Annotated in this window: 22 protein-coding genes; 13 read left to right on the top strand and 9 right to left on the bottom strand. The window is 71.1% G+C overall.

Annotated features, from left to right (window positions below):
* The first annotated feature begins 62 nt into the window (after window positions 1-62).
* Complete coding sequence (locus AB0J64_RS47050) at window positions 63-611, top strand: TetR/AcrR family transcriptional regulator (protein WP_364042704.1); 549 nt, start codon at window positions 63-65, stop codon at window positions 609-611.
* On the opposite strand, the gene AB0J64_RS47045 is transcribed toward AB0J64_RS47050, so the two are convergent.
* On the bottom strand, window positions 608-2,233 hold the full coding sequence (locus AB0J64_RS47045; RefSeq protein ID WP_364042702.1) for a serine/threonine-protein kinase: 1,626 nt from the start codon (window positions 2,231-2,233) through the stop codon (window positions 608-610). The genes AB0J64_RS47050 and AB0J64_RS47045 overlap by 4 nt on opposite strands.
* 196 nt (window positions 2,234-2,429) lie before the next feature.
* Here AB0J64_RS47045 and AB0J64_RS47040 point away from each other — a divergent pair, with 196 nt between their 5' ends.
* Window positions 2,430-2,696 carry a DUF6504 family protein gene (locus tag AB0J64_RS47040; RefSeq protein WP_364042700.1) on the top strand — a complete coding sequence of 89 codons (267 nt, stop codon included), beginning with the start codon at window positions 2,430-2,432 and terminating at the stop codon, window positions 2,694-2,696.
* Window positions 2,696-6,349 carry a DNA polymerase III subunit alpha gene (gene dnaE, locus AB0J64_RS47035; RefSeq protein ID WP_364042746.1) on the top strand — a complete coding sequence of 1,218 codons (3,654 nt, stop codon included), beginning with the start codon at window positions 2,696-2,698 and terminating at the stop codon, window positions 6,347-6,349. The genes AB0J64_RS47040 and dnaE overlap by 1 nt, the downstream gene beginning before the upstream one ends.
* 1 nt (window position 6,350) lies before the next feature.
* Here dnaE and AB0J64_RS47030 read toward each other — a convergent pair whose 3' ends face one another.
* The 4 genes from AB0J64_RS47030 to AB0J64_RS47015 form a co-directional block, all read right to left on the bottom strand.
* Window positions 6,351-6,791, bottom strand: coding sequence for a PIN domain-containing protein (locus AB0J64_RS47030; RefSeq protein ID WP_364042698.1), 441 nt, complete (start codon window positions 6,789-6,791; stop codon window positions 6,351-6,353).
* Window positions 6,788-6,961 carry a hypothetical protein gene (locus AB0J64_RS47025; RefSeq protein WP_364042696.1) on the bottom strand — a complete coding sequence of 58 codons (174 nt, stop codon included), beginning with the start codon at window positions 6,959-6,961 and terminating at the stop codon, window positions 6,788-6,790. The genes AB0J64_RS47030 and AB0J64_RS47025 overlap by 4 nt, the downstream gene beginning before the upstream one ends.
* A 127-nt stretch (window positions 6,962-7,088) precedes the next feature.
* Window positions 7,089-9,035, bottom strand: coding sequence for an FtsX-like permease family protein (locus tag AB0J64_RS47020; protein ID WP_364042694.1), 1,947 nt, complete (start codon window positions 9,033-9,035; stop codon window positions 7,089-7,091).
* A complete protein-coding gene (locus tag AB0J64_RS47015; RefSeq protein ID WP_364042692.1) occupies window positions 9,032-9,712 on the bottom strand; it encodes an ABC transporter ATP-binding protein in 681 nt (226 codons plus the stop codon). Before AB0J64_RS47015 ends, AB0J64_RS47020 begins: the two co-directional genes overlap by 4 nt.
* 92 nt (window positions 9,713-9,804) lie before the next feature.
* On the opposite strand from AB0J64_RS47015, the gene AB0J64_RS47010 reads away from it, so the two are divergent.
* Both AB0J64_RS47010 and AB0J64_RS47005 read left to right on the top strand, forming a co-directional pair.
* Window positions 9,805-10,452, top strand: coding sequence for a response regulator transcription factor (locus AB0J64_RS47010; protein WP_364042690.1), 648 nt, complete (start codon window positions 9,805-9,807; stop codon window positions 10,450-10,452).
* 154 nt (window positions 10,453-10,606) lie between these two features.
* Window positions 10,607-11,224: a DUF4328 domain-containing protein gene (locus AB0J64_RS47005; protein WP_364042688.1), complete on the top strand. Its 618-nt coding sequence runs from the start codon at window positions 10,607-10,609 to the stop codon at window positions 11,222-11,224.
* Window positions 11,225-11,354: 130 nt separating this feature from the next.
* Here the strand turns inward: AB0J64_RS47005 and AB0J64_RS47000 are convergent, their stop codons facing one another.
* On the bottom strand, window positions 11,355-12,356 hold the full coding sequence (locus AB0J64_RS47000) for an LLM class F420-dependent oxidoreductase (RefSeq protein ID WP_364042686.1): 1,002 nt from the start codon (window positions 12,354-12,356) through the stop codon (window positions 11,355-11,357).
* Between the two features lie 148 nt (window positions 12,357-12,504).
* Between AB0J64_RS47000 and AB0J64_RS46995 the strand changes: the two genes are divergently transcribed.
* A complete protein-coding gene (locus AB0J64_RS46995) occupies window positions 12,505-13,872 on the top strand; it encodes a sulfatase (protein WP_364042684.1) in 1,368 nt (455 codons plus the stop codon).
* On the opposite strand, the gene AB0J64_RS46990 is transcribed toward AB0J64_RS46995, so the two are convergent.
* Window positions 13,866-14,567: an FCD domain-containing protein gene (locus AB0J64_RS46990; RefSeq protein WP_364042682.1), complete on the bottom strand. Its 702-nt coding sequence runs from the start codon at window positions 14,565-14,567 to the stop codon at window positions 13,866-13,868. The two genes, AB0J64_RS46995 and AB0J64_RS46990, sit on opposite strands and share 7 nt — an antisense overlap.
* Before the next feature lie 87 nt (window positions 14,568-14,654).
* On the opposite strand from AB0J64_RS46990, the gene AB0J64_RS46985 reads away from it, so the two are divergent.
* The 3 genes from AB0J64_RS46985 to AB0J64_RS46975 are packed head-to-tail and all read left to right on the top strand — an operon-like array spanning window position 14,655 to window position 17,318.
* A complete protein-coding gene (locus tag AB0J64_RS46985) occupies window positions 14,655-15,386 on the top strand; it encodes a (Fe-S)-binding protein (protein ID WP_364042680.1) in 732 nt (243 codons plus the stop codon).
* Window positions 15,383-16,774 (top strand): lactate utilization protein B, encoded by a 1,392-nt coding sequence (locus AB0J64_RS46980; protein ID WP_364042678.1) that lies wholly within the window; start codon window positions 15,383-15,385, stop codon window positions 16,772-16,774. Before AB0J64_RS46985 ends, AB0J64_RS46980 begins: the two co-directional genes overlap by 4 nt.
* The gene (locus AB0J64_RS46975; RefSeq protein WP_364042676.1) at window positions 16,761-17,318 is read left to right on the top strand and encodes a lactate utilization protein C; all 558 of its coding nucleotides are present in this window, start codon (window positions 16,761-16,763) and stop codon (window positions 17,316-17,318) included. The genes AB0J64_RS46980 and AB0J64_RS46975 overlap by 14 nt, the downstream gene beginning before the upstream one ends.
* Here AB0J64_RS46975 and AB0J64_RS46970 read toward each other — a convergent pair.
* On the bottom strand, window positions 17,308-18,321 hold the full coding sequence (locus tag AB0J64_RS46970; protein WP_364042674.1) for a Vms1/Ankzf1 family peptidyl-tRNA hydrolase: 1,014 nt from the start codon (window positions 18,319-18,321) through the stop codon (window positions 17,308-17,310). The two genes, AB0J64_RS46975 and AB0J64_RS46970, sit on opposite strands and share 11 nt — an antisense overlap.
* A gap of 3 nt (window positions 18,322-18,324) precedes the next feature.
* Window positions 18,325-18,735 (bottom strand): DUF2795 domain-containing protein, encoded by a 411-nt coding sequence (locus AB0J64_RS46965; RefSeq protein ID WP_364042672.1) that lies wholly within the window; start codon window positions 18,733-18,735, stop codon window positions 18,325-18,327.
* 77 nt (window positions 18,736-18,812) lie between these two features.
* Between AB0J64_RS46965 and AB0J64_RS46960 the strand changes: the two genes are divergently transcribed.
* The 4 genes from AB0J64_RS46960 to AB0J64_RS46945 all read left to right on the top strand — a co-directional run.
* Entirely contained in the window at window positions 18,813-19,892 is a 1,080-nt protein-coding gene (locus AB0J64_RS46960) for a GNAT family N-acetyltransferase (RefSeq protein WP_364042670.1), read from the top strand.
* Between the two features lie 80 nt (window positions 19,893-19,972).
* Window positions 19,973-21,148, top strand: a complete 1,176-nt coding sequence (locus tag AB0J64_RS46955) for an SAM-dependent methyltransferase (protein ID WP_364042668.1) — start codon at window positions 19,973-19,975, stop codon at window positions 21,146-21,148.
* 70 nt (window positions 21,149-21,218) lie between these two features.
* The gene (locus AB0J64_RS46950) at window positions 21,219-22,064 is read left to right on the top strand and encodes a sirohydrochlorin chelatase (RefSeq protein WP_364042666.1); all 846 of its coding nucleotides are present in this window, start codon (window positions 21,219-21,221) and stop codon (window positions 22,062-22,064) included.
* A gap of 13 nt (window positions 22,065-22,077) precedes the next feature.
* Window positions 22,078-22,341, top strand: a 264-nt coding sequence (locus AB0J64_RS46945; RefSeq protein ID WP_364042664.1) for a nicotinate-nucleotide--dimethylbenzimidazole phosphoribosyltransferase, incomplete at its 3' end; no start/stop codon positions are given.

The raw sequence follows: 22,341 nt of genomic DNA, 5'->3' as shown, positions 1-22,341 counted from the left end.
CGTTAACGCAACTGGAGTAGTTTTTGGAATCGAACAAGCGGCCTGGGGGGCGGAGCGCGCGGGTGCGCGACGCCGTGCGCCAGGCCACGCTCGCCGAGCTGGCCGAGCACGGATACCGGGGCCTGACCGTGGAGAACGTGGCCGAGCGGTCAGGCGTGCACAAGACGACCGTCTACCGGCGCTGGGGCAGCGTCGCGGGGCTGATCTCCGACGCGCTCGAGCTGGCCAGGGACGAGTGGTGGCCCGTTCCCGACACCGGCTCGATCGAGGGCGACCTGCGGGGCATCGTCCAGCTCGTACGGAGCGGGTTCGACGATCCGGAGCTGGGGCCGGTCTCGTCGGCGTTCGTGGCGGCGGCCGTGCAGGACCCCGATGCGGCGCGGGCGCTGCACGACTTCTTCGTGGCCCGGCACGAGCAGTCGGCCGAGGTCGTACGGCGGGCGATCAGGCGCGGCGAGCTGCCCGACATCGTCGACGTCAGGGAGGTGATCAGGGTCGCGGTCGCACCCGTCTACTACCGGTTGTTCGTGGCGCACGAGCCGGTGACCGAGCGGGACGCCGACCGCGCCGCCGACGCGGCCCTGGCCGCCGCCCGCGCGGGGGTCCTCTAAGGCTCCTTCTGGCCCCGCAGCTCGAAGTCGTCGAACGCCGTCTTCAGCATGGACGTCCCGTCCTTGGGCGTACGGGCGAACAGCCCCACGTAGCCGTTGCCGAGCCCGTTCGGGTCGTCCACCTGGTGGACCCGGTGGTCGTTCACCCACATCGTCAGCCGCACGGCGGACCCGTCCTGCTCGCACGACGCCACCAGCCTGGCCTTGCCGGGCAGCCCGTCGACCTGCACGGGCTGGGCCAGCGTGCCGCCCGCCCCGTCCACGATCCGCCGGATCCTGGCCTTCCCCGTCGTGTCGAGGGCGAACTCGTAGTAGGTGTCGTCATCGTCGGCGTTGTGGCAGTACACGCCGTACTCGCCGGTGCCGGTGTGCTTCTTGACCTCGGCGGTGACGGCGACGACGACGGACGAGGGCAGCATCGGCGTGGGCGTGGCCGAGGGCTCGGGCGTGCCGGTCGGCTTGGTGATGAGGAACGGTATGGGGGCCTTCGCCCACCGCTCTTCGGAGCCGTCCTCCACATCCAGCCCGTACGTCCCGTCCGTCCGGTATCCGTAGCTGGAGGAGGCGTCAGGGTCGTAGGTGCCGTTCCAGCCGCCGGAGGTCTGCGTGAAGTCCTCGCGGTAGAGCACGCCCAGGTCGTCGGGCGGCCCGCCGGGGGCGAACACCGCCCACGCGGCCACGGACCCGGCCACGAGCACCGCCGCGCCCGCCGCGAGCCCGGCGATCAGCTTGGCGCGGCCGCCCTTGGACGGCTGCTGGACGGATGTGTACGCCGCCGTGGCCTGCTGCCAGGTCACCTGCGCGGTCTGCGCCGCCTGCTCGGGCGCGGCCGACCGCCCGACGAGGTGGTCGAGCAGCTGCTGCGCGGTGGGCCGCATGGCCGGGTCCTTGCGCAGCGCCGCCCTGACCAGCTCGCGCAGGCCGGGCTCGACCTCGTCGAGGTTCGGCTCGGTGTTGAGCACCTGGTAGACGATCGCGGGCAGCGTGTCGCCGCCGAACGGCGTCCTCCCGCTCGCGGCGAACGCGACCAGGCATCCCCACGAGAACACGTCGCAGGCCGGGGAGACAGGCTCGCCCCGCAGCACCTCGGGAGCCATGTAGCGGGGCGTGCCGACCAGCTCGCCGGTGCCCGTGACGCCGCCGAGCGTGTCGAGCGCCCGCGCGATGCCGAAGTCGATCACGCGTGGTCCGACGGGCGACAGCAGCACGTTCGACGGCTTGAGGTCCCTGTGCACCACCCCGGCCCCGTGGATGGCGGTCAGAGCGGTGGCCACGCTGACGGCCAGCGCGTCGAGGCTGGAGCCGCGCAGGGGGCCGGACTGGAGCACGGCCGCTTCGAGGTTCGGCCCGGGGACGTATTCGGTGACGACGTAGAGCTGGTCGCCGTCGAGAGCGGCCTCGATCACCGCGGCCGTGCAGAACCTGCGCACCCTGCGGGCGGCGTCCGCCTCCCTGCGGAAGCGCATGCGGAACTGCTCGTGCTGGGTCAGCTCCGGGTTGATCACTTTGACGGCGACCCGCTGCCCGGCAGGGTCCTCGGCGAGATGGACCGTGCCCATGCCGCCGCGCCCCAGCACGCTCACTAATCTGTAGCGCCCGATGTGGGAGGTTTCGCCGCTCACGCCGCGCAAGCTTACCGATACGCCGCGAGCCTCGCAGGTGGACGTGTACGCCCCTGTACGAGGGAAGAAGCCGGGGTGACGACCCCCTGGTCACGACTTGCGCTGGAGGCCATAAGAACATATGTTCGACCTATAAGCACACCCGTCTTCCCCCGGGTGGCTCAGCATACGACCAGAGCCGCGGGGAGAAAGCGTCTTGAGCAGACTCTATGGCGATCCGATAGAGGTGTGGACCAGGGACGGGGAGCCGACCCAGTTCGTCTGGCGCGACCGGCTCTATCTCGTCCGCCGGGTCCTCGACCACTGGGTGGTCGCGCGCGAGTGGTGGAAGACCGGCGACGGCGATCCGGGTGAGCGCAAGTTCTGGCGGCTGGAGGCCAGCCCCGGGCGCGAGGTGGGCTCGTACGAGCTGCGTTACGACACCGCCGGCAACGGCTGGCTGCTCCTGAGGGCGTGGGACTGATGGCGCCGCCGTTCCCGCACCTCAGCGTCTGCTCCGCGTACTCCATGCGCTACGGCACGGCCTTCCCGCAGGCGCTGGTGAGCCGGGCGGTCGAGCACGGGATGGACATCCTCGCGCTGACCGACCGCGACGGTCTCTACGGCGCGGTCAAGCACGCCCAGGCGTGCGCGGACGCCGGGATCTCCGCGGTCTTCGGCGTCAACCTGGCGCTCGACGTACTCCCGCCGCTGCCGGGGCTCGGGGTGCCCGGGCTGGACATGCCCGGACGCCACGCGCCCCGCCCCAGGACCGGGCCGGACGCCGAGGACCGCGTCACGGTGCTGGCCCGCGCCAAGGGCTGGTCCCGGCTGTCCCGCCTGGTCACGGCCGCGCACTATGCCGGCGAGCGCGGCACGCCCAAGGTGAGCCGCGAGCTGATCGGCGAGTGGGCCGGCGGGCGCGATGACGGGCACGGCGGCGACCACGGGTTCGGCGCAGAGGACGGGCTCGTGGTGCTGCTCGGTCCCAGGTCCGACGTGGGCCGCGCGGTGGCCGAGCGGCGCGACGAACAGGCCAGGACGCTGCTCGGGCTCTGGCGCGCCGCGGTGCCCGGCGTGGTGATCGAGCTGGTCGACCAGTACGGCTTCCGCGACGCCACCACGGCCGTGCACATGCTCGGCCTGGCCGAGTCCATGGGCGTCCCGGCGGTGCTGACCAACGCGGTGCGCTACCTCGACCCGGCCGACCACCAGGTCGGCGACGTGCTCGACGCGGCCCGCCAGCTCGTCCCGCTGCACCCGCGCCACCTCGACCGCATGACCTCCCACGCCTATCTCAAGAGCACCAAGGAGATGTGGCAGGTGGCGACCAAGGTCTGCGGCGCGGACCAGGAGCGGGTGGCGCGGCTGCTGTTCACGACCAGGCGGCTGGCCGAGGCGTGCGCGGTGGAGCCGGTCGAGCTGCTCGCGCTGCGGAGCGACCCGCCCAACCTGCACCTGCCCGAGATCGGCCGCGACCCGGTGCCGCTGCTGCGCCACCGGGTGGAGGACGGGCTGATCAGGCGCGGCCTCGACCGCTCCGGCGAGGCCAGGCGGCGCCTCAGGGACGAGATGGCCATCATCGAGCGCAAGCGCCTGTCCGGATACTTCATCGCCGTGGCCGGCATCACCGACATGATCCGCGGCAAGGGCATCCGCTGCGCCATCCGCGGCTCGGGGGCGGGCAGCCTGGTCAACTACCTCATCGGCATCGGCGAGGTGAACCCCATCGACCACGGCCTGCTCATGGAGCGCTTCCTGTCGGAGGGCCGCGTCGGGCTGCCCGACATCGACGTGGACGTGGAGTCGGCCCGCCGCCTCGACTGCTACAAGGCCATCTTCGAGCAGTACGGCGAGGCCCGGGTGGCCTGCGTGTCCATGATGGAGACCTACCGGGCGCGCAGCGCCATCCGCGACGTCGCGGGGGCCATGGGCCTGCCGCCGCACGAGATCGACGCCATCGCGAAGGCGTTCCCGCACATCAGGGCCAAGCAGATCACCGCGTCCCTCCACGACCTGCCCGAGCTGCGCGAGAGCCGGCTCGGCGAGGCGGGGCTCGACCGGGTGTTCCGGCTGGCGGAGAAGCTCGACGGGCTGCCCAGGCACATCGCGATGCACCCGTGCGGCGTGCTGGTCGGCAACGGCGGCCTGCGCGACAGGACCCCGGTGGAGCGCAGCCTGCTGGACTTCCCCATGTCGCAGTTCGACAAGGACGACGTGGAGGAGGCCGGGATGCTCAAGCTCGACGTGCTGGGCGTGCGGATGCAGTCCGCGATGGCGTACGCGCTGAGCGAGATCAAGCGGGTGGACGACGTCGTGGTCGAGCTGGACAGCCAGAGCGGCGACGAGTCCGGCGTCCAGTACGTGCCGCACGACGACCAGGACACCTACGACATGATCTGCGCCAGCCGCACCCTCGGCTGCTTCCAGATCGAGTCGCCGGGGCAGCGCGAGCTGGTCGCCAAGCTGGAGCCGCGCAGGATGCACGACCTGATCGTGGACATCTCGCTGTTCAGGCCGGGTCCGGTCAACTCCGACATGGTCACCCCCTACCTGGAGGCCAGGCACGGGTGGCGGAAGCCGTACTACCCGCACGAGAGGCTGCGGGACGCGCTGAAGGAGACGCACGGCGTCGTGGTCTTCCACGAGCAGGTGCTCAGGGTCATCGAGGTGATGACGGGCCGGGACCTGTCGTTCGCCGAGATGCTGCGGCGCACGCTGGCCACGCCGGAGGGGCGGGAGTTGGTGCGCAAGACGTTCGTGCCCATGGCCAGGGCCAACGGCTTCGACGACGCGGCCGTCGAGCGCGCGTGGCAGGTGCTGGACGCGTTCGGGGCCTTCGGCTTCTGCAAGGCGCACGCGGCGGCGTTCGCGCTGCCCACGTACCAGTCGGCCTGGCTCAAGCGGCACCACGCGGCGGCGTTCTTCGCCGGGGTGCTCACGCACGAGCCGGGCATGTACCCGCCGCGCGTCATCATCGACGAGGCCAGGCAGTGCGGGATCAAGATCCTGCCGCTCGACATCAACAAGTCGGGCAAGGACTGGCAGGTGGAGCGGCTCGGGCTGCGCGTGCGTCCCTCCTCGCTGAAGGGCGCCTCCTCCCCGGTGCGCAAGGAGTTCAGGATCGGCGAGATCGGCAAGGGGTACGCGCTGCGGGTGCCGTTCTCGGCGATCAAGGGGGTGAGCGAGGCCGAGGTCGAACGCATGGTCGCCGGGCAGCCGTACACGTCGCTGGCCGACTTCTGGGACCGTGCCCGGCCCTCCCGGCCGACGATCGAGCGGATCGTCCAGGTCGGCGGGCTCGACGCGCTCCACGACCTGCACCCGGGCGGACCCCGCTGGCGTCCGGGCGAGCTCACCCGCCGCGACCTGATCGCCCAGGTGGGGACGCTCGAGCGGGGCTCGTCGATCGGCGTGCGGTCGGGCGCGCCCGCCTCCAGACGCTACGCCTCGCGGCCCCCCAGCGCGGAGGAGCCGTCGGTGCAGCTCCCGCTGGGCTTCACTGAGCACCTGCCGCCGGGGGAGCTGCCCGAGATGACGGAGACGGAGATGGTCGAGGCCGAGCTGGAGATCCTGGGCATCGACATCAGCCGCCACGTCATCAGCTTCTACGACGAGCTGCTCGACGGGCTCGGAGTGGTACGTTCCAGAGATCTCCTGAAGCAGCGCAACGGAGCCTGGGTGCTGGTCGCCGGCGTCAAGGTGGCCACGCAGACGCCTGCCGTCCGCTCGGGGCAGCGGGTCATCTTCACCACGCTCGACGACTCGACGGGGCCGGTCGACCTGACGTTCTTCGAGTCGGTGCAGGGGCGGTGCGCGGCGACGGTGTTCGACTCGTGGCTCCTGCTGGCCAAGGGGGTGGTCAGGCGCACGGGGGCGCGGGCGGTGTCGCTGCGGGCGGTGGACTGCTGGAGCCTGGCGGACCTGAACGCGCTCTGGCGCTCGGAGGGCATCGAGGCGGTCCGCGCCCTCCTCGCCCAGCCGCCGGCCAAGGCCGCGGGGGTGACGGGGCGCAAGATCGAGTACGCCAACGGCTTCCGCCTCTCGCCCTACTCCGACCTCGGCCCCGCCGTCACCGACCCGCCCAGGCGACTCTGGCACGCCAGCCCAGGCAGCTCCGGCCCCACAGCGGCCTAAATCAACATTCCTGAAGGACCCAGCGGAGCGGCTTGAGGCGACTCACCGGACTGGCCATGCCCAGAAATTTGTAGTCGACTGTGGCGATATCTGGGATTTTCAGCCGCTCCGCCATGGCGAGGACGATTCCGTCCACATAGCCCAACGGTCCCGACACGAGCCGCTTGGAGAGCTCAGTCGCGCGGACGCGATCCTCTGGGACAGGAGCAACGATCTCGAAGTCCCCGTCCTTGGAACTCATGGCTTCAAGAAACAGCACTTCAAGCGCGGGGCCGTTGCGCACGTTGTTGCGGAGGAAGCCGCACACCTCGGCAAGGACGGGCTCTGGAATGATCACCTGGCCCTGCCATTCAGCCAGCAGCCGGCTGCATCGGATGAACTCTCTGTCTCCATCGTTGAATGTGGCGATCAGTGGCCCGGAGTCGCAGAGAAGTGGCTTCATGCGCTTCGGCGGACGGAATCGATGGCTTCGACGATCATCCGATCGCGGTGCGCCTCGGCCATGATCTCGCGATAACGGGACGAGAGGTCCGGCTCGTCGATGCTGGCCAGTCCTATCCAAGGAAAGCGTCGCCGGACAGCCTCGAGGTCGAAGGGCTCCTCAACGTCCATGACTGCCAATGTAGACGATGCGGCTCGCGCCCGGCCGTGTCGCATGAAAGGGGATGGCGACTCTTCGCGCATGTCTCGTAACTTTACGCGGTAATCCCCTTTGCTGCGGCGGAATCCAGCGGGTGCGTCAGTCCGGGCGCGGGGCCGGGTCGGCGGTCACCGAGCGGAGCAGGGGCCGGCTCAGAGCCCCGGCGGCGATCACGCCCGCGAAGCCCACGACGACGCAGCCCACCAGTGTGAGAACACCCACCGCGCTCATCCCGCCGATCATGAACGGCACCGCGCAGAACACCCCCACCAGGATCGCCCCGCCGCCCATCACCGTCAGCGGGATGAGCGTCTCCGCCCGCCGTGCCCGGTCGAGCACCTCCAGCGGCGTGCCCGCCAGCCGCAGCAGCCCGTACGTCTGCCGCCGGTCCAGCACGGACGACGCGGCCGTGATCCCCGAGCTGGCGATGGCCACCAGGAACGACACCGACAGCACCACGATCGTGCCCACCCGGACGTCGGAGAGGATCTGGAGTCCGAACCGCTGGTCGTCGACCTCCGTCGTCGGGGTGCGCCCGGGGACGAGCCCGGCGAGCGCGGTGCGTGCCCGGTCGATCGTGGCCGTGTCGGCGGAACTGCCCAGGGCGGCGACGACGACGGGCGCGGAGGACCGTCCGGTGGCCTTCACCGTTGCGGTGATCCCGGCCGCCCGCAGCCGGTCGCGGGCCTGGTCGGCGACGGCCGGCCCCTGCGCGGCGGGCGCCGAGACCCGGAGCTGGGGAGGCGCCTGGCCGTCGCCGAACACACCGGGGCTGAGCAGGCCGAGGAAGCCCGCGACGAAGCCGGTCAGAGCGACGCCGCTCACCGTACGCCAGGCGGAGCGCGGATCGTCGACCAGCCGGCGGCCCGCCAGCAGCCGCGCGGGCGCCCGGGCACTGCGGGCGGTGATCCGGCCGATCATGCCGACCACCCACGGGCCGGCCAGGTTGATACACAGGAACGCCAGCCCGAGCGCCACCGCCACGAGCGCGACGCTGGTTCCCCTGGTCAGCAGCGGGAACACCGCCAGCACGGCCAGCAGGACGATCACTCGCAGGAACCGCATGCCGGGCGGCGTCTCGCGCTTGGCCACCCCGAGCGGGCTCACCACGACCCGCCGCAGCCCTGCCACCGCGGACAGACCCACCAGCAGCGGCACCGCCACCAGCACCGCGGCCAGGATCAGCGGGGAGGGGAACAGGTCGGAGACGAACGACGGGCCGCCCGCGATCGAGATGCGGGCCAGCAGCGGCGCGGCGACCGCGTAGCCGACGGTTCCGAGCAGCGCGCCCGCCAGCGCGACGATCGCCGCCTCTGCCGCGGTCATGCCGACCACCTGGCCCGGCGTCGCGCCCACCAGCCGCAACGTCGCCAGCCGCTGGTCGCGCCGGGCGACCGTGAGCCTGGCCGCCGCGCCCCCGAACACCAGCAGCGGCACCACCATGAGCACGCTCGCGACCAGCGTGAGCGCGCGGTACGCCTCGGAGTCCTCCGACGGGGTGCCCGCGAGATCGGCCACCCGGGACGGGCCCTTGCCGAGGATCCAGTCGTCGCTGCGCGGCGCCGTCATCTCGGGCGCGTCCGGCTTGTGACCGACGACCGCGACCAGCTCGTCCGGGTAGACCAGCGCCTCGTCGCCCAGCACGCCCTTGGGGTCGGGATAGCGCTTGGCGAGCTGGTCCGCCGGGAGCTCCTTGGCCAGCTCGGCCAGCGCGGGGGAGAGCCACACCTCGCCGGGAGCGGGGAAGCGGGGCAGCCCGGGCGGCGCGTGCACCCCGCTCTTGAGCGCGGCCAGGTCGACGACCGTGATCGCCCGCTCGCCGACGAAGTCGAAGCGGGCCGCCTCGATCGCGACCGCGCCTTCCTTGACGGGTACGGGGTTGCGCCAGGCGCCGCGGTCGGCCCTGGCCTCGAAGGCGTAGTTCGCGGCCACGGCGAACAGCAGCAGCGCCGTGGAGACGGCGACGGCGCCCAGCGTGAGCCAGGTGCCCAGCATCCCCTTGCGGCCGGCGCCCTTGAGCAGCCGCCAGGTCAGGTCGAGGTTCACGCGCGCACCCCGCCCGCGGTCATGAGCCGGCCGTCGCGGACCTCGACCGTGCGGTCGCACCAGGCGGCCACGTTCGGGTCGTGGGTGACGACGATCAGGCAGGCGTGGTTCTGCTTGGTCGCCTCCACGAGCAGCCGCATCGTGTCCTGCCCGGTCTGCTGGTCGAGCGCTCCCGTGGGCTCGTCGGCGAACACCACGGCCGGCTTGGTGACCAGCGCCCTCGCGATGGCCACCCGCTGAGCCTGCCCGCCGGACAGCTCACCCGGCCGCCTGGCCTCCATGGACTGCAGGCCGAGGGGCGCGAACCACTCGCGCGCCTGGCGTACCGCCTGGGCCCTCGGCACCCCGCCCAGCATGAGCGGGAGCGCCACGTTCTCCTCCGCGGGCAGCTCGGGCAGGAGCTGGCCGAACTGGAAGACGAAGCCGAAGCGGGTGCGCCGCAGCGCGCTGCGCTTGCGCTCACCCATCGCGTCGATGCGCTGGCCGAGCAGGTGCACCTCGCCCGCGTCCGGCTTCATGATCCCGGCCAGGCAGTGCAGCAGGGTCGACTTGCCGGAACCGCTCGGCCCCATGATCGCCACGGCTTCGCCGGTCCGTACGGAGATGTCCACGCCGCCCAGGGCGACCGTCTGCCCGAACCTCTTGGTCAGGGCCTGTCCAACAAGTACGTCGTTCATGACGTACAGACTCCCGGCGCGGCAGGGGGCGGCGGATCGGCCGTGCGACCATTTCCGCCTCGGCCGAACGGACGATCCTTAGAGTTGGGGCCGTGACTATTCGGGTTCTCATCGCCGACGACCAGCAACTGGTACGAACCGGCTTCCAGATGATTTTGGCCGCTCAACCGGACATGGAGGTCGTCGCCGCGGTGGCCGACGGCGCCGAGGCGGTGTCCGAGGCCAGGCGGCTCAGGCCGGACGTGTGCCTGCTCGACATCAGGATGCCCAAGCTCGACGGGCTTGAGGTGACCCGGGCGCTGGCGGGTCCCGGCGTCGAGAACCCCCTGCGGGTGGTCATCGTCACCACGTTCGACCTGGACGAGTACGTCTACGGAGCCCTGCGCTCCGGCGCGACCGGCTTCCTGCTCAAGGACAGCGGTCCCACGCTGCTGATCGAGGCGGTCAGGGCCGCCGCGGCGGGCGACGCGCTGGTGTCCCCGTCGGTGACGGTACGGCTGCTGCAGCACCTGGCCCAGCCCAAACGGGCCGTGCCTTCCATGAACGACCCGCTGACCGACCGCGAGCTGGACGTCGTGCGCCTGATAGCCAGGGGCCGCACCAACCAGGAGGTGGCCGCGGAGCTGTTCGTGTCGCTCTCCACGGTGAAGACGCACCTGGGCAGCATCTTCGCCAAGCTCGGTGTCCGCAATCGAGTTGAAATCGCAGCTTGGGCGTGGGAATCCGGTGTCGTGAGCTGATTAACAGCGGGGCTCCCGGGATAAAAGTGAATCAGAACCTCAGCGCATGGCCCGGGGGGAGAACAACGTGCGCTACACACAGGCACCACCGACAAGAGCCGCCTTTGCCGTATATGTAACGCTTGCCGCCCAGGTCCTCTCCCTCGGTGCCCTCGTGATCTTCGAGCAGACCCGTGGCCGTCACCTCGCCGCCCAGCTCGCCGCCTTCGGGGGCCGCCCGCAGGGCGCCGACGCAGAGGCCGTGGTGGGGGCGGTGACGGCGTTCGCGGTGCTCCTGATGCTGGTGGCGGGCACCTCGATAGCGGCGGCCGCCGCCTACGTGACCTGGCTCGTGCGGGCCAGGCAGGCCAACGACCGCTCGGCGACCTCCGGTCCCGTGGCCGCCGCCTGGTTGATCCCCGGCGTCAACCTGGTGGCGCCCGTGGTGCTGCTGGACGAGGTGTGGCACGGCACCAGGCCGCCCGCGGGGCGCCGTGGGCGGTGGGTGGCGATGCTGGCGGGGTGGTGGCTGACCTGGCTCGCCACGCTCGCGCTGGTCACGATCCGGGTCCCGCTCGCCTCGCCCGCCGGCGGCCTGACGGGGGTGGGCGTGCTGGAGCTGGCCTGCTCGGCGGTGGCCGCCCTGCTCTGCGCGGGCACAGTACGCGAGCTGACGCGGCTGCAGCGCGCCGCCCGCGCTCCCCGGGCCGCCGAGCCCGGCACTGTGCACTCGTTCTCACCGCAGCAGCCTCACCCGGCGCCCGGCTCGACCCCGATCGGCCGCACCGGCTAGACCGCCTCGCCCGCTTCCTGATCGGTGCGGCTGCCGTCACGCCCGTCGTTGGGCAGCTGCCCAAGTGACCCCAGCCGCCCGCCGGCCGTCCCTTCCCAAGGACACCAACCACCCGCCGGCCGTGCCGGGCTCAGCCGAGGACCAGGTCGCGGATGAGCTTCAGCGAGGGCTCGTCGCGCGGGCCCATGACCAGGAGGCTCGTGACGGGGCTCTTGCGCCAGAGCTCCAGACGTTCCTTGATCCGCCCGGGCGGTCCCACGAGCGAGATGCCGTCGGCCAGCTCGTCCGGAATCGCCCGGAACGCCTCGTCCTTCCGTCCGGAAAGGTAGAGCGATTGGATGTGTTCCGCCGCTTCGGCGTAGCCCATCCGGCCGATGATGTCGGCATGGAAGTTGCGGTGCTTGGCCCCCATGCCGCCGATGTACAGCGTGAGCATCATCTTCACGCCGTCCAGCGCGGCCCGTACGTCGTCGGAGATGACCACCATCACCATGGCCGCCACGTCGAAACCCTCGGAAGCGCCCGCGAGCGCCTCGCCGTACATCTCCTCGATCTTGGAGGGGAACGCGAACAGCGGCAGCCAGCCCTGGGCCACCTCGGCGGCCAGGGCGACGTTCTTGGGCCCTTCCGCGCCGAGATAGACGGGGATGTCGGAGCGGAGCGGATGCGTGATGAGCTTGAGCGGTTTGCCCAGACCGCCCGCGAGCGGGAGCGGGTAGTGCGGGCCGTCGCTGGTGACCGGCTCCTCGCGGCGCCAGACCTTGCGCATGATCTCGATGTACTCGCGGGTCCTGGCCAGGGGCCTGGCGAACGGCTGGCCGTACCAGCCCTCCACGACCTGTGGACCGGAGGCGCCCACGCCGAGCAGCAGGCGGCCGCCGGTGAGGTGGTCGATGGTCATCGCCGTCATCGCCGTCGTGACGGGCGGTCTGGCCGACATCTGGGCGATCGAGGTGCCCAGCTTGATCCGGCTCGTCCGTGCTCCGTACCAGGCCAGCGGTGTGAAGACATCGCTGCCGTACGCCTCTGCCGTCCACACCGAGTCGTAGCCGAGCCGCTCCGCCGCGAGCACCGACTCGGTCGCGTCGTCGGCGTGGCGCTGCCAGTAGCCAAGGTTCAGGCCGAGTTTCATGTGACACCTCCGGAATTAAGTTCTATTACGGCCGCCTCGGCCCCACGTGTCAATGGTGGATCTTGCGGGGAAGTGACACTCTGTGATCAAAGGTCTGTGTCGTCTCGCCTGCCTTCTGCTTCTCCTCCAGACGGCGGCCGGGACCACGATGGCTGAGGGCAAGTCCCGGCCGAACATCGTGCTCGTGATGGCCGACGACCTCGAAACGGGGACGTTGCCGTACTTTCCGAACATCACCCAGCACCTCGTACGCCAAGGCGCCTACTTCGACCGCTTCTTCGTGACGAACTCCTGGTGCTGTCCGTCCAGGTCGTCGATCCTGCGCTCCCAGTACGTCCACAGCCATGGCGTTCTGACCAACACCGCCCCTGAAGGTGGTTTTGACCGCTTTCACGAGCTAGGTCTGGAACGTTCCACTATCGGCACCTGGATGCAGCAGGCCGGCTATCGCACGGCACTGATGGGCAAATACCTCAATCACTACCCTGGGGGAACGGCCGAGGAGGCGTTCGTGCCGCCCGGGTGGGACGAATGGGACGTGCCGGTCCGCGCCCTCTACGAGGAGTACGGCTACCGGCTCAACGAGAACGGCGCCCTGGCCGACTACGGCTGGACCGAGCAGGACTACCTGTCGGACGTGCTGGCCCGCAAGGCCGCCGACTTCATCGCCGGCTCGACGGAGAAACCGTTCTTCCTGTACCTGGCGCCGATCGGCCCGCACAACCCGGCCAATCCCGCCGTCCGGCACGCGAGCGCGTTCGCCGGGAGCACGGCGCCGCGGACGCCCTCGTTCAACGAGGCGGACGTGAGCGCCGAGCCGCTCTGGCTGCAGGCACGGCCCGAGATCTCGCAGGAAGGCATGGACGAGATCGACGAGCGCTATCGCGCCAGGATGCGGGCCATGCTCGGCGTGGACGACCTCGTCGGCTCCGTGGTGACGGCGCTCCAGCAGGCCGGCCAGCTGGACAACACCTACATCTTCTTCACCTCGGACAACGGCTTCCATCTCGGTACGCATCGGCTCAGGCAGGGCAAGACCACCCCGTTCGATGAGGCGATCAGGGTCCCGCTGGTCGTCCGCGGCCCCGGCGTCAAGGCGAGCTCCATGATCGATCAGCTGGGCTCGACGGTGGACCTCGCGACGACCTTCGCCGAGCTGGGCGGGGCCACCGTGCCGCCGTTCGCGGAGGGGCGGTCGCTGGTGCCCCTGCTGAAGGGGCGGCCGCCTGCGGAGTGGCGCGAGAACGTGCTGGTCGAGTTCAACAGGCCGGCCAACGCGGCGTCGGCCGCCCAGACCCCGGTGCCCAACTACCGGGCCTTGCGTACGGACCAGTACGCCTATGTCGAGTACGGGACGGGCGAGAAGCAGCTCTACGACCTGCACGACGATCCGTACGAGCTGCGCAATCTGGCCGCGAGCGCCGATCCCGCGCTGCTGTCCGACCTCGAGGCCCGGCTGTCGGCGATGGCGGCGTGCTCGGGCGCCACCTGCCGGCAGGCGGACATGCGTCAGTGACCGAACAGCGAGGGGTAGGCGTGTGCCAGGTGCTCGGAGACCGCCCGGGCGGCCTCGCCCGCCTCGCCGCGCTCGATGGCTTCGAGGATGCGTACGTGGTCGGCGCGCAGGATCGACGTGTCGCCCAGGCGCTGCACCGCTTCGACCGAGTACCTCCGCATCGAGTCCCGGAGCGAGCGCATGATGGCGGCGATGAGCCGGTTGCCCGACGCGTCCGCGATCGCGCAGTGAAAGGCCGTGTCGTGCTCCACGAACTCCTCCGCGGACTTCGCCGCGTCCATCCCGGAAAGAGCGGCGGCGAGCGCGGATGTGTCGGCTTGTGCGGAGGCGGCGTGGACGGCGGCCCACTGCTCGATCATGTGGCGGGCGTCGATGACCTCGCGCATCTCCAGGCTGGCCAGGCCGAGGTGGAGCCTGAGCAGGTCCGACAGCGCCGTGTCGGGGCGCGAGGTCAGCACGGCCCCCGCATCCGGCCCCCGCCCCACCTGTGAGGACACCACGCCCAAGGTCTCCAGTACGCGCATGGCCTCGCGTACCGAGGAGCGGCTGACGCCGAGCTGCTCGGCGAGCTGGCGTTCGGCGGGCAGCCGGTCGCCTGCCGTGAGCCCGTCCTCGGTGATGCGCCGCTCGATCTGTGCGAGGACCTCCTCGAACGTCCGCGTTCGCTTGACGGGACGCCAGCCGCCGTCGTCCAACGGAGCCCCCCTCATGGTGGCCGGAAAGGATGTGGTTCGGTATGGTCTGACCATACTGTGGTCGGACCATACTTCGGAAGGAGAGCTGTGCGAGTTGCCCTGTTCATCACGTGTGTGAACGACACGCTCTTCCCCGGCACCGGCAAGGCCGTCGTGTCGCTCCTGCGCAGGCTCGGCTGCGACGTGGACTTCCCCGCCGCCCAGACGTGCTGCGGCCAGATGCACGTCAACACCGGCTACCGGGAGGAGGGCGTGCGGCTGGCCCGCCACTTCACCGAGGTGTTCGCCGGGTACGACGCCGTCGTGGCGCCGTCGGGGTCGTGCGCGGCCATGGTCCGGGAGCAGTACCCGAAGCTGGCCAAGCCGGGTAGCAGGGGAGCGGCGGCCATCGCGGAGGTCGCGCCGAAGGTGTACGAACTGTCCGAGTTCCTGATCGACGTGCTGAAGGTCGAGGACGTCGGAGCATATTTCCCGCACCGGGTGACATATCACCCGACGTGCCACTCGCTCCGCGGCCTCCACCTCGGCGACCGGCCCACCAGGCTGCTGAAGAACGTGCGCGGCCTGGAGCTGGTCCCGCTGCCGGGGTCGGAGGAGTGCTGCGGCTTCGGTGGCACGTTCGCGGTCAAGAACCCGGCCGTCTCCGCGGCCATGGGCGCCGACAAGACCCGCAACATCCTGGACACCGGCGCCGAAGTGCTCTGCGCGGCGGACAACTCGTGCCTGATGCACATCGGCGGCACGCTGAGCCGCCAGAAGACCGGCGTCAGGACGATGCACCTGGCGGAGATCCTCGCATCCACGGAGGAGGCCCAATGAGCGCCACGTTCCTGGGCATGCCCGGAAATTTCCCTAAAAACGCCGCTAAAGCCGTTCAGAACTCGCAGCTCCGCTACAACCTCCGCAAAGCCACTCACACCATCCGAGGCAAGCGGGCAAACGTCGTCGGCGAGCTGCCGGACTGGCAGGAGCTCCGCGCGGCCGGCAAGGCGATCAAGGACCACACCCTCCACAACCTCGACCGCTACCTGATCCAGCTCGAGGAGGCGGTGACCAGGGCGGGCGGCACCGTCCACTGGGCCAGGGACGCCGCCGAGGCCAACGCCATCGTCGCGGGCCTGGTCAAGGCCACCGGCGAGACCGAGGTGGTCAAGGTCAAGTCGATGGCCACCCAGGAGATCGAGCTCAACCAGGCGCTGGCCGAGCAGGGCATCACCGCGTACGAGACGGACCTGGCCGAGCTGATCGTCCAGCTCGGCGACGACCTCCCCAGCCACATCCTGGTCCCGGCGATCCACCGCAACCGGTCGGAGATCCGCGAGATCTTCCTGGAGAAGATGCCCAAGGTCCCGCCGCACCTGACCGACGACCCGCCCGCCCTGGCCGAGGCCGCCCGGCTCCACCTGCGCGAACGCTTCCTCAAGAGCAAGGTCGCGATCTCCGGGGCGAACTTCATGATCGCCGAAACCGGCACGCTGGTCGTGCTGGAGTCGGAGGGCAACGGCCGCATGTGCCTGACCCTCCCCGAGACGCTCATCAGCGTCGTCGGGATCGAGAAGCTCCTGCCCTCCTGGCGGGATCTGGAGGTGTTCCTCCAGCTCCTGCCGAGAAGCTCCACAGGCGAGCGGATGAACCCCTATACGAGCATGTGGACCGGCGCCGTCGAGGGCCAGGACTTCCACCTGGTGCTCCTCGACAACGGCCGCACGGACGTGCTCGCCGACGAGGTGGGCCGCCAGGCGCTGCGCTGCATCCGCTGCTCGGCCTGCCTGAACGTGTGCCCGGTGTACGAGCGCGCGGGCGGCCACGCGTACGGTTCGGTCTACCCGGGCCCGATCGGCGCCATCCTCACCCCGCAGCTCAGGGGCATGTCGTCGGACCTGGACGCCTCGCTGCCGTTCGCCTCCAGCCTCTGCGGCGCCTGCTACGAGGTCTGCCCGGTCGCCATCGACATCCCCGAGGTCCTGGTGGACCTGCGGGCCAAGGCCCCGCACGCGGCGGCGGAGCGGGCCGGCATGAAGGTGGCGGGCTGGATACTCAACGACCACGAACGGCTCGCCAAGGCCCAGCGCGCGGCGAGTCGCCTGCGCGGGCTCGTACCGAAACGTCTGCCCGGGCCGATGTCGGCGTGGACCGACACCAGGGACGTGCCGGAAATTCCGGAAGAATCCTTCAGAGACTGGTGGGAGCGGAATGAGCGCGCGTGAGGAGATCCTCGCACGGATCGGCAAGGCGGTCGCGGGTGCGGCGGACGTCGAGATCCCCCGGAACTACCGGACGGCGCCGCAGGTGGAGGACCTCGTGGGCCTGTTCGCCGAGCGGGTGGACGACTACCGGGCCATCGTGCACGTGCTCCCCGCCGCCGAGGTGCCCGCGAAGATTGACGAGGTCGTCGCAGGCCGCCGCATGATCGTCCCCGAGGGGTTCGACCGCGAGGGCGGCTGGACCGACCTCGACACGGCCGACGGAGTGATCACGTACTGCGCGGTGGGCATCGCGGAGACCGGCACGATCGTGCTCGACCACGGCCCCGGCCAGGGCACGCGGGCCCAGACGCTGGTCCCCGACTACCACCTGTGCGTGGTGCGGGCCGACCAGATCGTGGGCGGGGTGCCGGAGGCCGTCGCCCGGCTCGACCCGGCACGCCCGCTCACCTGGATCAGCGGCCCGTCGGCCACCAGTGACATCGAGCTGAACCGGGTCGAGGGCGTGCACGGCCCCCGTACCCTCGAGGTGATCATCAGTACCTGAGCACGGCCGCCACGTCCTTGACGGCGTCGGAGAACCACAGCTCCGCGTCCGTCATCGCGGCGGCCCTGGCCAGGGCGGCGTCCGAGCGCTCCTTGACCGGCTCGTTCACGCCCCAGCGCTGCAGCTCGTTCGGGTCGGTGGCGAGCTGGGTGCCGCCCTCACCGATCCAGATGGGGTTCGGCAGCTCGCCGGGCGTGAGCACCGCGTGCACCCGGCCCTCGCGCAGCGCCTGCGCGACGCGGGCCATCCCGTGGGGCCCCGACATCTCCTGGTGCCGCTCCAGCAGCTCGGCGCGCCTGCGGTCGAGCCACTGGTCGAGCGCCCGCTCCACGTCCTCCTCGAACTGCCCGTGGTCGGCCCGGCTGCCGTGCTCGACCATCATGACCCGGTCGGCGGACTTGGTGCCGAGGTGGTGCAGCAGGTACGAGCGGGACTTCGGCTCGCCCGCGACCAGGACGAGCTCCGCGCCGATGCGGCGGACCTGCTCGTCGACCTCGTGGGCGACGGCCACGGCGTTCTTCTCCCAGGCGTCGTCCACCGCACGCTCGTACCGCTTCTGCGACCAGCCGCCCTGCGCGGTCTTCTGCAGCGGCCAGTCAGCCGCCTCCACGACGGCCCTGCGCGGCGACCCGCCGCCGAACACCGTCAGCTCGGCCCCGGCGTGGTCCACGATGACCCGCAGGTGCGGGACGTTCTCGCCGCGCATCATGAGCATGGGCGTGACGTGCGGCAGCGGTGACCAGCTGCCCATGTCGTACGGCGCCCGGGGGAGCGCCTCCGACAGCACCACATCGCCGTGCGTGCCGAACATCGCCCGCCCGGGTGTGGGCCGCCGGGACTCCTCCTCCAGCGCCTCCAGGGTGGCCTTGTCGGCCTCGTCCTCGAGCCGGTCGCGCACGCCGCGCCAGTGGGCCTCTCGCTCCGTCCCCGTGTACGCGCCGAAGTAGACGGACGCGTACGGGCCGCGCCGCTCGTACAGCGGTCGGATGAAGTCGAGCCGCACCGCTCACCACCTCCGCTTCTCGACGCCGAGACCGAGGGCCTTGGCCACTTCGGCCACGTTCGTGTACCGGCGGTCGGGGAGGGATCGCGCCATGTCCGTCACCTGGTCCGGTGCGCCGGCGCTCTCCGCGTGCTGCACCAGATCGTCCTTGGACGCGGGCCAGTGCGCGTCGCTCAGCCATTTCGCGAGGTCGCTGCGGATGTCGACGCCCCGCTGCGTGATGCCTGACGGGGTTCCGGGCTCGTGCCCCGGCGGGTACGACTGCTGCGGTCCCTCGCCGGGCGCAGGCATGGCCTCGGGCTCCTTCCATTCCTCGGCGTGCGTGGTGCCGCCGCCGCGAACCATGCCCTCGGTCTCGTGCTTCTGCTCCTCGTCCAGGCGCGGACCGTGCTTGTCGCTCCGACGTTGCTCCATAGTCCCCTCACTCCTCTCAATTGCGCCCCTACCCCCGCTTTCGTGGGCAAACATCGCGAATGTGTACGCTGCCGAGCGTGTTCGACGCTGATGTGAGCATCGCCACAGAACGGTTGACGCTCCGGCCGTTCGGCCTCCAAGACGCCGCCAGGATCCGCTCGATCGTGCGGTCCGGCGCCCGGTTCCTCCCGCCCGGCGCTCCCGTGAAGACGTCCGGCATCACCCCGTGGCTGTCGAGCGGCGTGCACGAGCTGCGCCGCTCGGGGCAGGGCCTGCACCTGGCCATGGTCGACGCCGAAGGCCTCGTCGTGGGCGCGATCAGCCTGTTCAAGACCTCGTGGACCACGGGAACGACCGAGGTCGGCTACGGCGTGCACCCCCTCTACCGAGGCCGGGGCTTCGCCACCGAGGCCGTGCGCGGGCTGGTGAAATGGGCGTTCGAGACCGTCGGGCTGCGCAGGATCGACCTGACCGCCAACCTCGACAACCTCGCCTCGCTCCGCGTGGCGCTGAAAGCCGGCTTCACCTGGGAGGGTGTGCTGCGCGCCGCGGTGCTGGAGGACGACGGGGCACACGACCTGGTCATCTTCGGCCTGCTGCGCGACGACGGCGGCCTGCCCTGCGCCGCGCTGCCCAGGACGGAGCTGCGTACCCAGAGGCTGCTGTTGCGGCCGCCGTCCGCCGAGGACGTGTCCGACCTGGCCGCCACCGCCGCCGACCCCGTCACCCAGGCCAACACGGGCGTGCCGCCCGGCTACACGCAGGAGCACGCGCGGGCGTTCATCGACTCTTCCGAACGGATGCGGATGAGGGGCGCGGGGATCGGCTGGACGGTCGAAGAGCTGGAGACCGGCCGTTTCGCCGCGAACGTCGATGTCAGGGACCTCGACTGGATGAGCCGGACGGCCGAGGTCGGCTACATGACCGCGCCGTGGGCCCGTGGCAGGGGATACGCGGGCGAAGCCGTCGTGGCGATCGCCCGCTGGCTGTTCGAGCGGCACGGCTTCCGCCGGCTCCAGCTCCGCGCGGCCGTGACCAACACGGCCTCCCAGCGGGTGGCGGAGAAGGCGGGCTTCGTCCGCGAGGGCGTGGCCCGCTCCTCGCTCGGCGGCGAAGACATGATCGTTTACAGCCTCATCCCGTCCGACCTGGCCTGAGGGGACACCGGACTGACCCTCGTACCCTTTGTGAAACCCCTCCGCACCCGTCACCCTTGTGGTGAGGACGGTGAGGCGTAATGATCACGGTGGTCGGCTGGGACGGGCACGAGTTCTCGGCCAGGGCGGTGGCCAAGCTGCAGGAGGCGAGGCTCGTCGTGGGCCCCGACGCCGTTCTCGGGCAGCTCAAGCTCACCGCGCCGACCGTGGCGGACGACTCGCTGCTGGAGGTCCTCGACGACCACCTCGAGCACGGCGAGGGCCCCGTGGTCGTGGTCGCGGAGGGCGATCCCGGATTTTTCGGCGTGGTCCGCCGGCTGCGTGCGCACGGACTCAAGCCGGAGGTGGTGCCGGCGATCTCGCTCGTCACCCGCGCCTTCGCGTGCGCCGGCCTCAGCTGGGAGGACGCGCTCGTCGTCGCCCCGTCGGGCCCGAGCCGGCTCGACCGGGTCGTGAACGCCTGCCGCGCCCACCCCAAGGTCGCGCTGCTGGTCGCGCCGGGCGTCGGCCCCGGGGAGATCGCCAGGGAGCTGGCGCCGACCACGCCGCGCGCCCTGATCGTCTGCGAGGACCTCGGCGGCCCCGACGAGCGCGTCACGCACAGCCGCATGGGGGAGGCGACGACCAGGCCGTGGAAGGACCCCGACGTGGTCCTCGTCATCGACCCGCTGCACCGGTCCAAGGAGCCGAGCTGGGTGGCGGGCGCGCAGCCGGGCCCGGCCGAGTGGGCGCTGCCGTTCGAGGGCGCGCTTCCGGCGGAGGTACGCGCGTTCATCCTGGCCAAGCTGGGTCCCCGGCTCGGTGACCTGGTCTGGGACGTGGGCGCGGGCGTGGGCGAGATCGCCGTCGAGTGCGCCAGGATGGGCGCGGCCGTCATGGCCGTCGAGCGCGACGAGGAGTCGTGCGCCAGGCTCCGCGCCAACGTGCTCCAGCACGCCGTCAAAGTGGCTCTGACCAAGGGCCAGGCGCCGCCCGCGCTGGAGCCGCTGCCCGACCCCGACGCCGTGTTCGTGGGCGGCGGCGGCATCGACGTCGTGCTCGCCTGCGCCGCGCGCGGCCCGCGTACGCTGGTGTGCGCGCTCAGGAAGGTCGAGCAGGTCTCGGCCGTGCTCGAACGGCTGCGCGAGCACGGCTACCGCGGCGAGGGCAGCCAGATCCTGGCCTCGAAGCTGACGCTGGACCCCGACGGTTCGCACCGTCTGACCGCCTCCGACCCCGTGTTCGTGGTGCACGCGACACCCGCGCACACAGCGTGACCTGTTCCCTACCGGGGCGCATCGGTTATCCTCGCGTGTCTTTGTCTACCGGACCGGAGATTCCCTCACGATGAAGCCGCCGCTCCTGCTGATCGGGCAGGGCTCACAGGACGACGCCTACGCCGCGGAGTTCGGCAGGTTCGTACACCGGCTTCGCTGCCGGCTCGACCAGTCGGGCGCCGACGTCTCCGGCGGTTACCTGGAACGTGCCTCTCCCCGGCTGAGCGACTCCGTCGCCTCCCTGGTCGCCAGGGGACACCACCGGCTCGTCGCGCTCCCCCTGAGCCTGAGCAGGATGGGCGAGGAGTTCCCCGCCGCGATGGAGCTGGAGCAGAAGCGGCACCCGACCCTGATGTACGACTACGGCCGCCCCCTCGGCCCTGACCCCCGTGTGCTGTCGCTGCTGGCCGAGCGGCTGAACGAGGCGGCCATCGAGATCTCCAAGCCCCGCTCGCTCGAGCTCGTGGGCGCCAGGCCCCGGCTCCGCGCGGTCGACTCGCCTCCGGTCGACGACCCCCTCGCGCAGGTCGAGCCGGGCGAGACGGCCATCGTGCTGGTCGGCGAGGGCTCCACGGACGCGGTGGCCAACGCCGAGATCCACCGGGTCTCCCGGCTGTTCTGGGAGACGCACGCCTACGACTTCATGACCGTCGAGACCGCGTTCGTGTCGGTCACCCCGCCCGGGGTGCCCGGCGGGCTCGAGCGCTGCCGCCGTCTGGGGGCCAAGCGCGTGATCGTGGTGCCGTACCTGCTGTTCGCGGGCGGCATGCTCGAGCGCGTGTGGGCCCAGGCGCTGGCGTACGGCGCCGGGCACCCCGATCTCGACATTCGCTGCGCCGAGGTGATCGGCGACTGCGAGACCCTGGCCGACGTCGTGATCGACCGATACGAGGAAGCGCTCCAACTCGTCCCGTAAGTGGAGGTTTGCCGTGCTCGCTGAGACGCTCGCCGCGATCCGCCCCGCCGATCCTCACGCCATGGCGGAGGCTCAGGCGTACCAGGACCGCCTCACCAAGCCCCGCGGTTCGCTGGGTCAGCTGGAGGAGATCGCGGTACGTCTCGCCGGCGCGGCCGGCGTGACTCCGCCGCCCATGCCCGAGCCTGCCGCGCTGGCCATCTTCGCCGGCGACCACGGCGTGCACGCCCGCGGCGTCACCCCGTGGCCGCAGGAGGTCACGGTGCAGATGGTGGCC

The sequence above is a fragment of the Nonomuraea sp. NPDC049695 genome (assembly GCF_040674955.1).
Classification (GTDB): domain Bacteria; phylum Actinomycetota; class Actinomycetes; order Streptosporangiales; family Streptosporangiaceae; genus Nonomuraea; species Nonomuraea helvata.
Note: the sequence above shows the minus strand (reverse complement) of the source record. Positions and strands in the feature narration are given on the sequence as shown.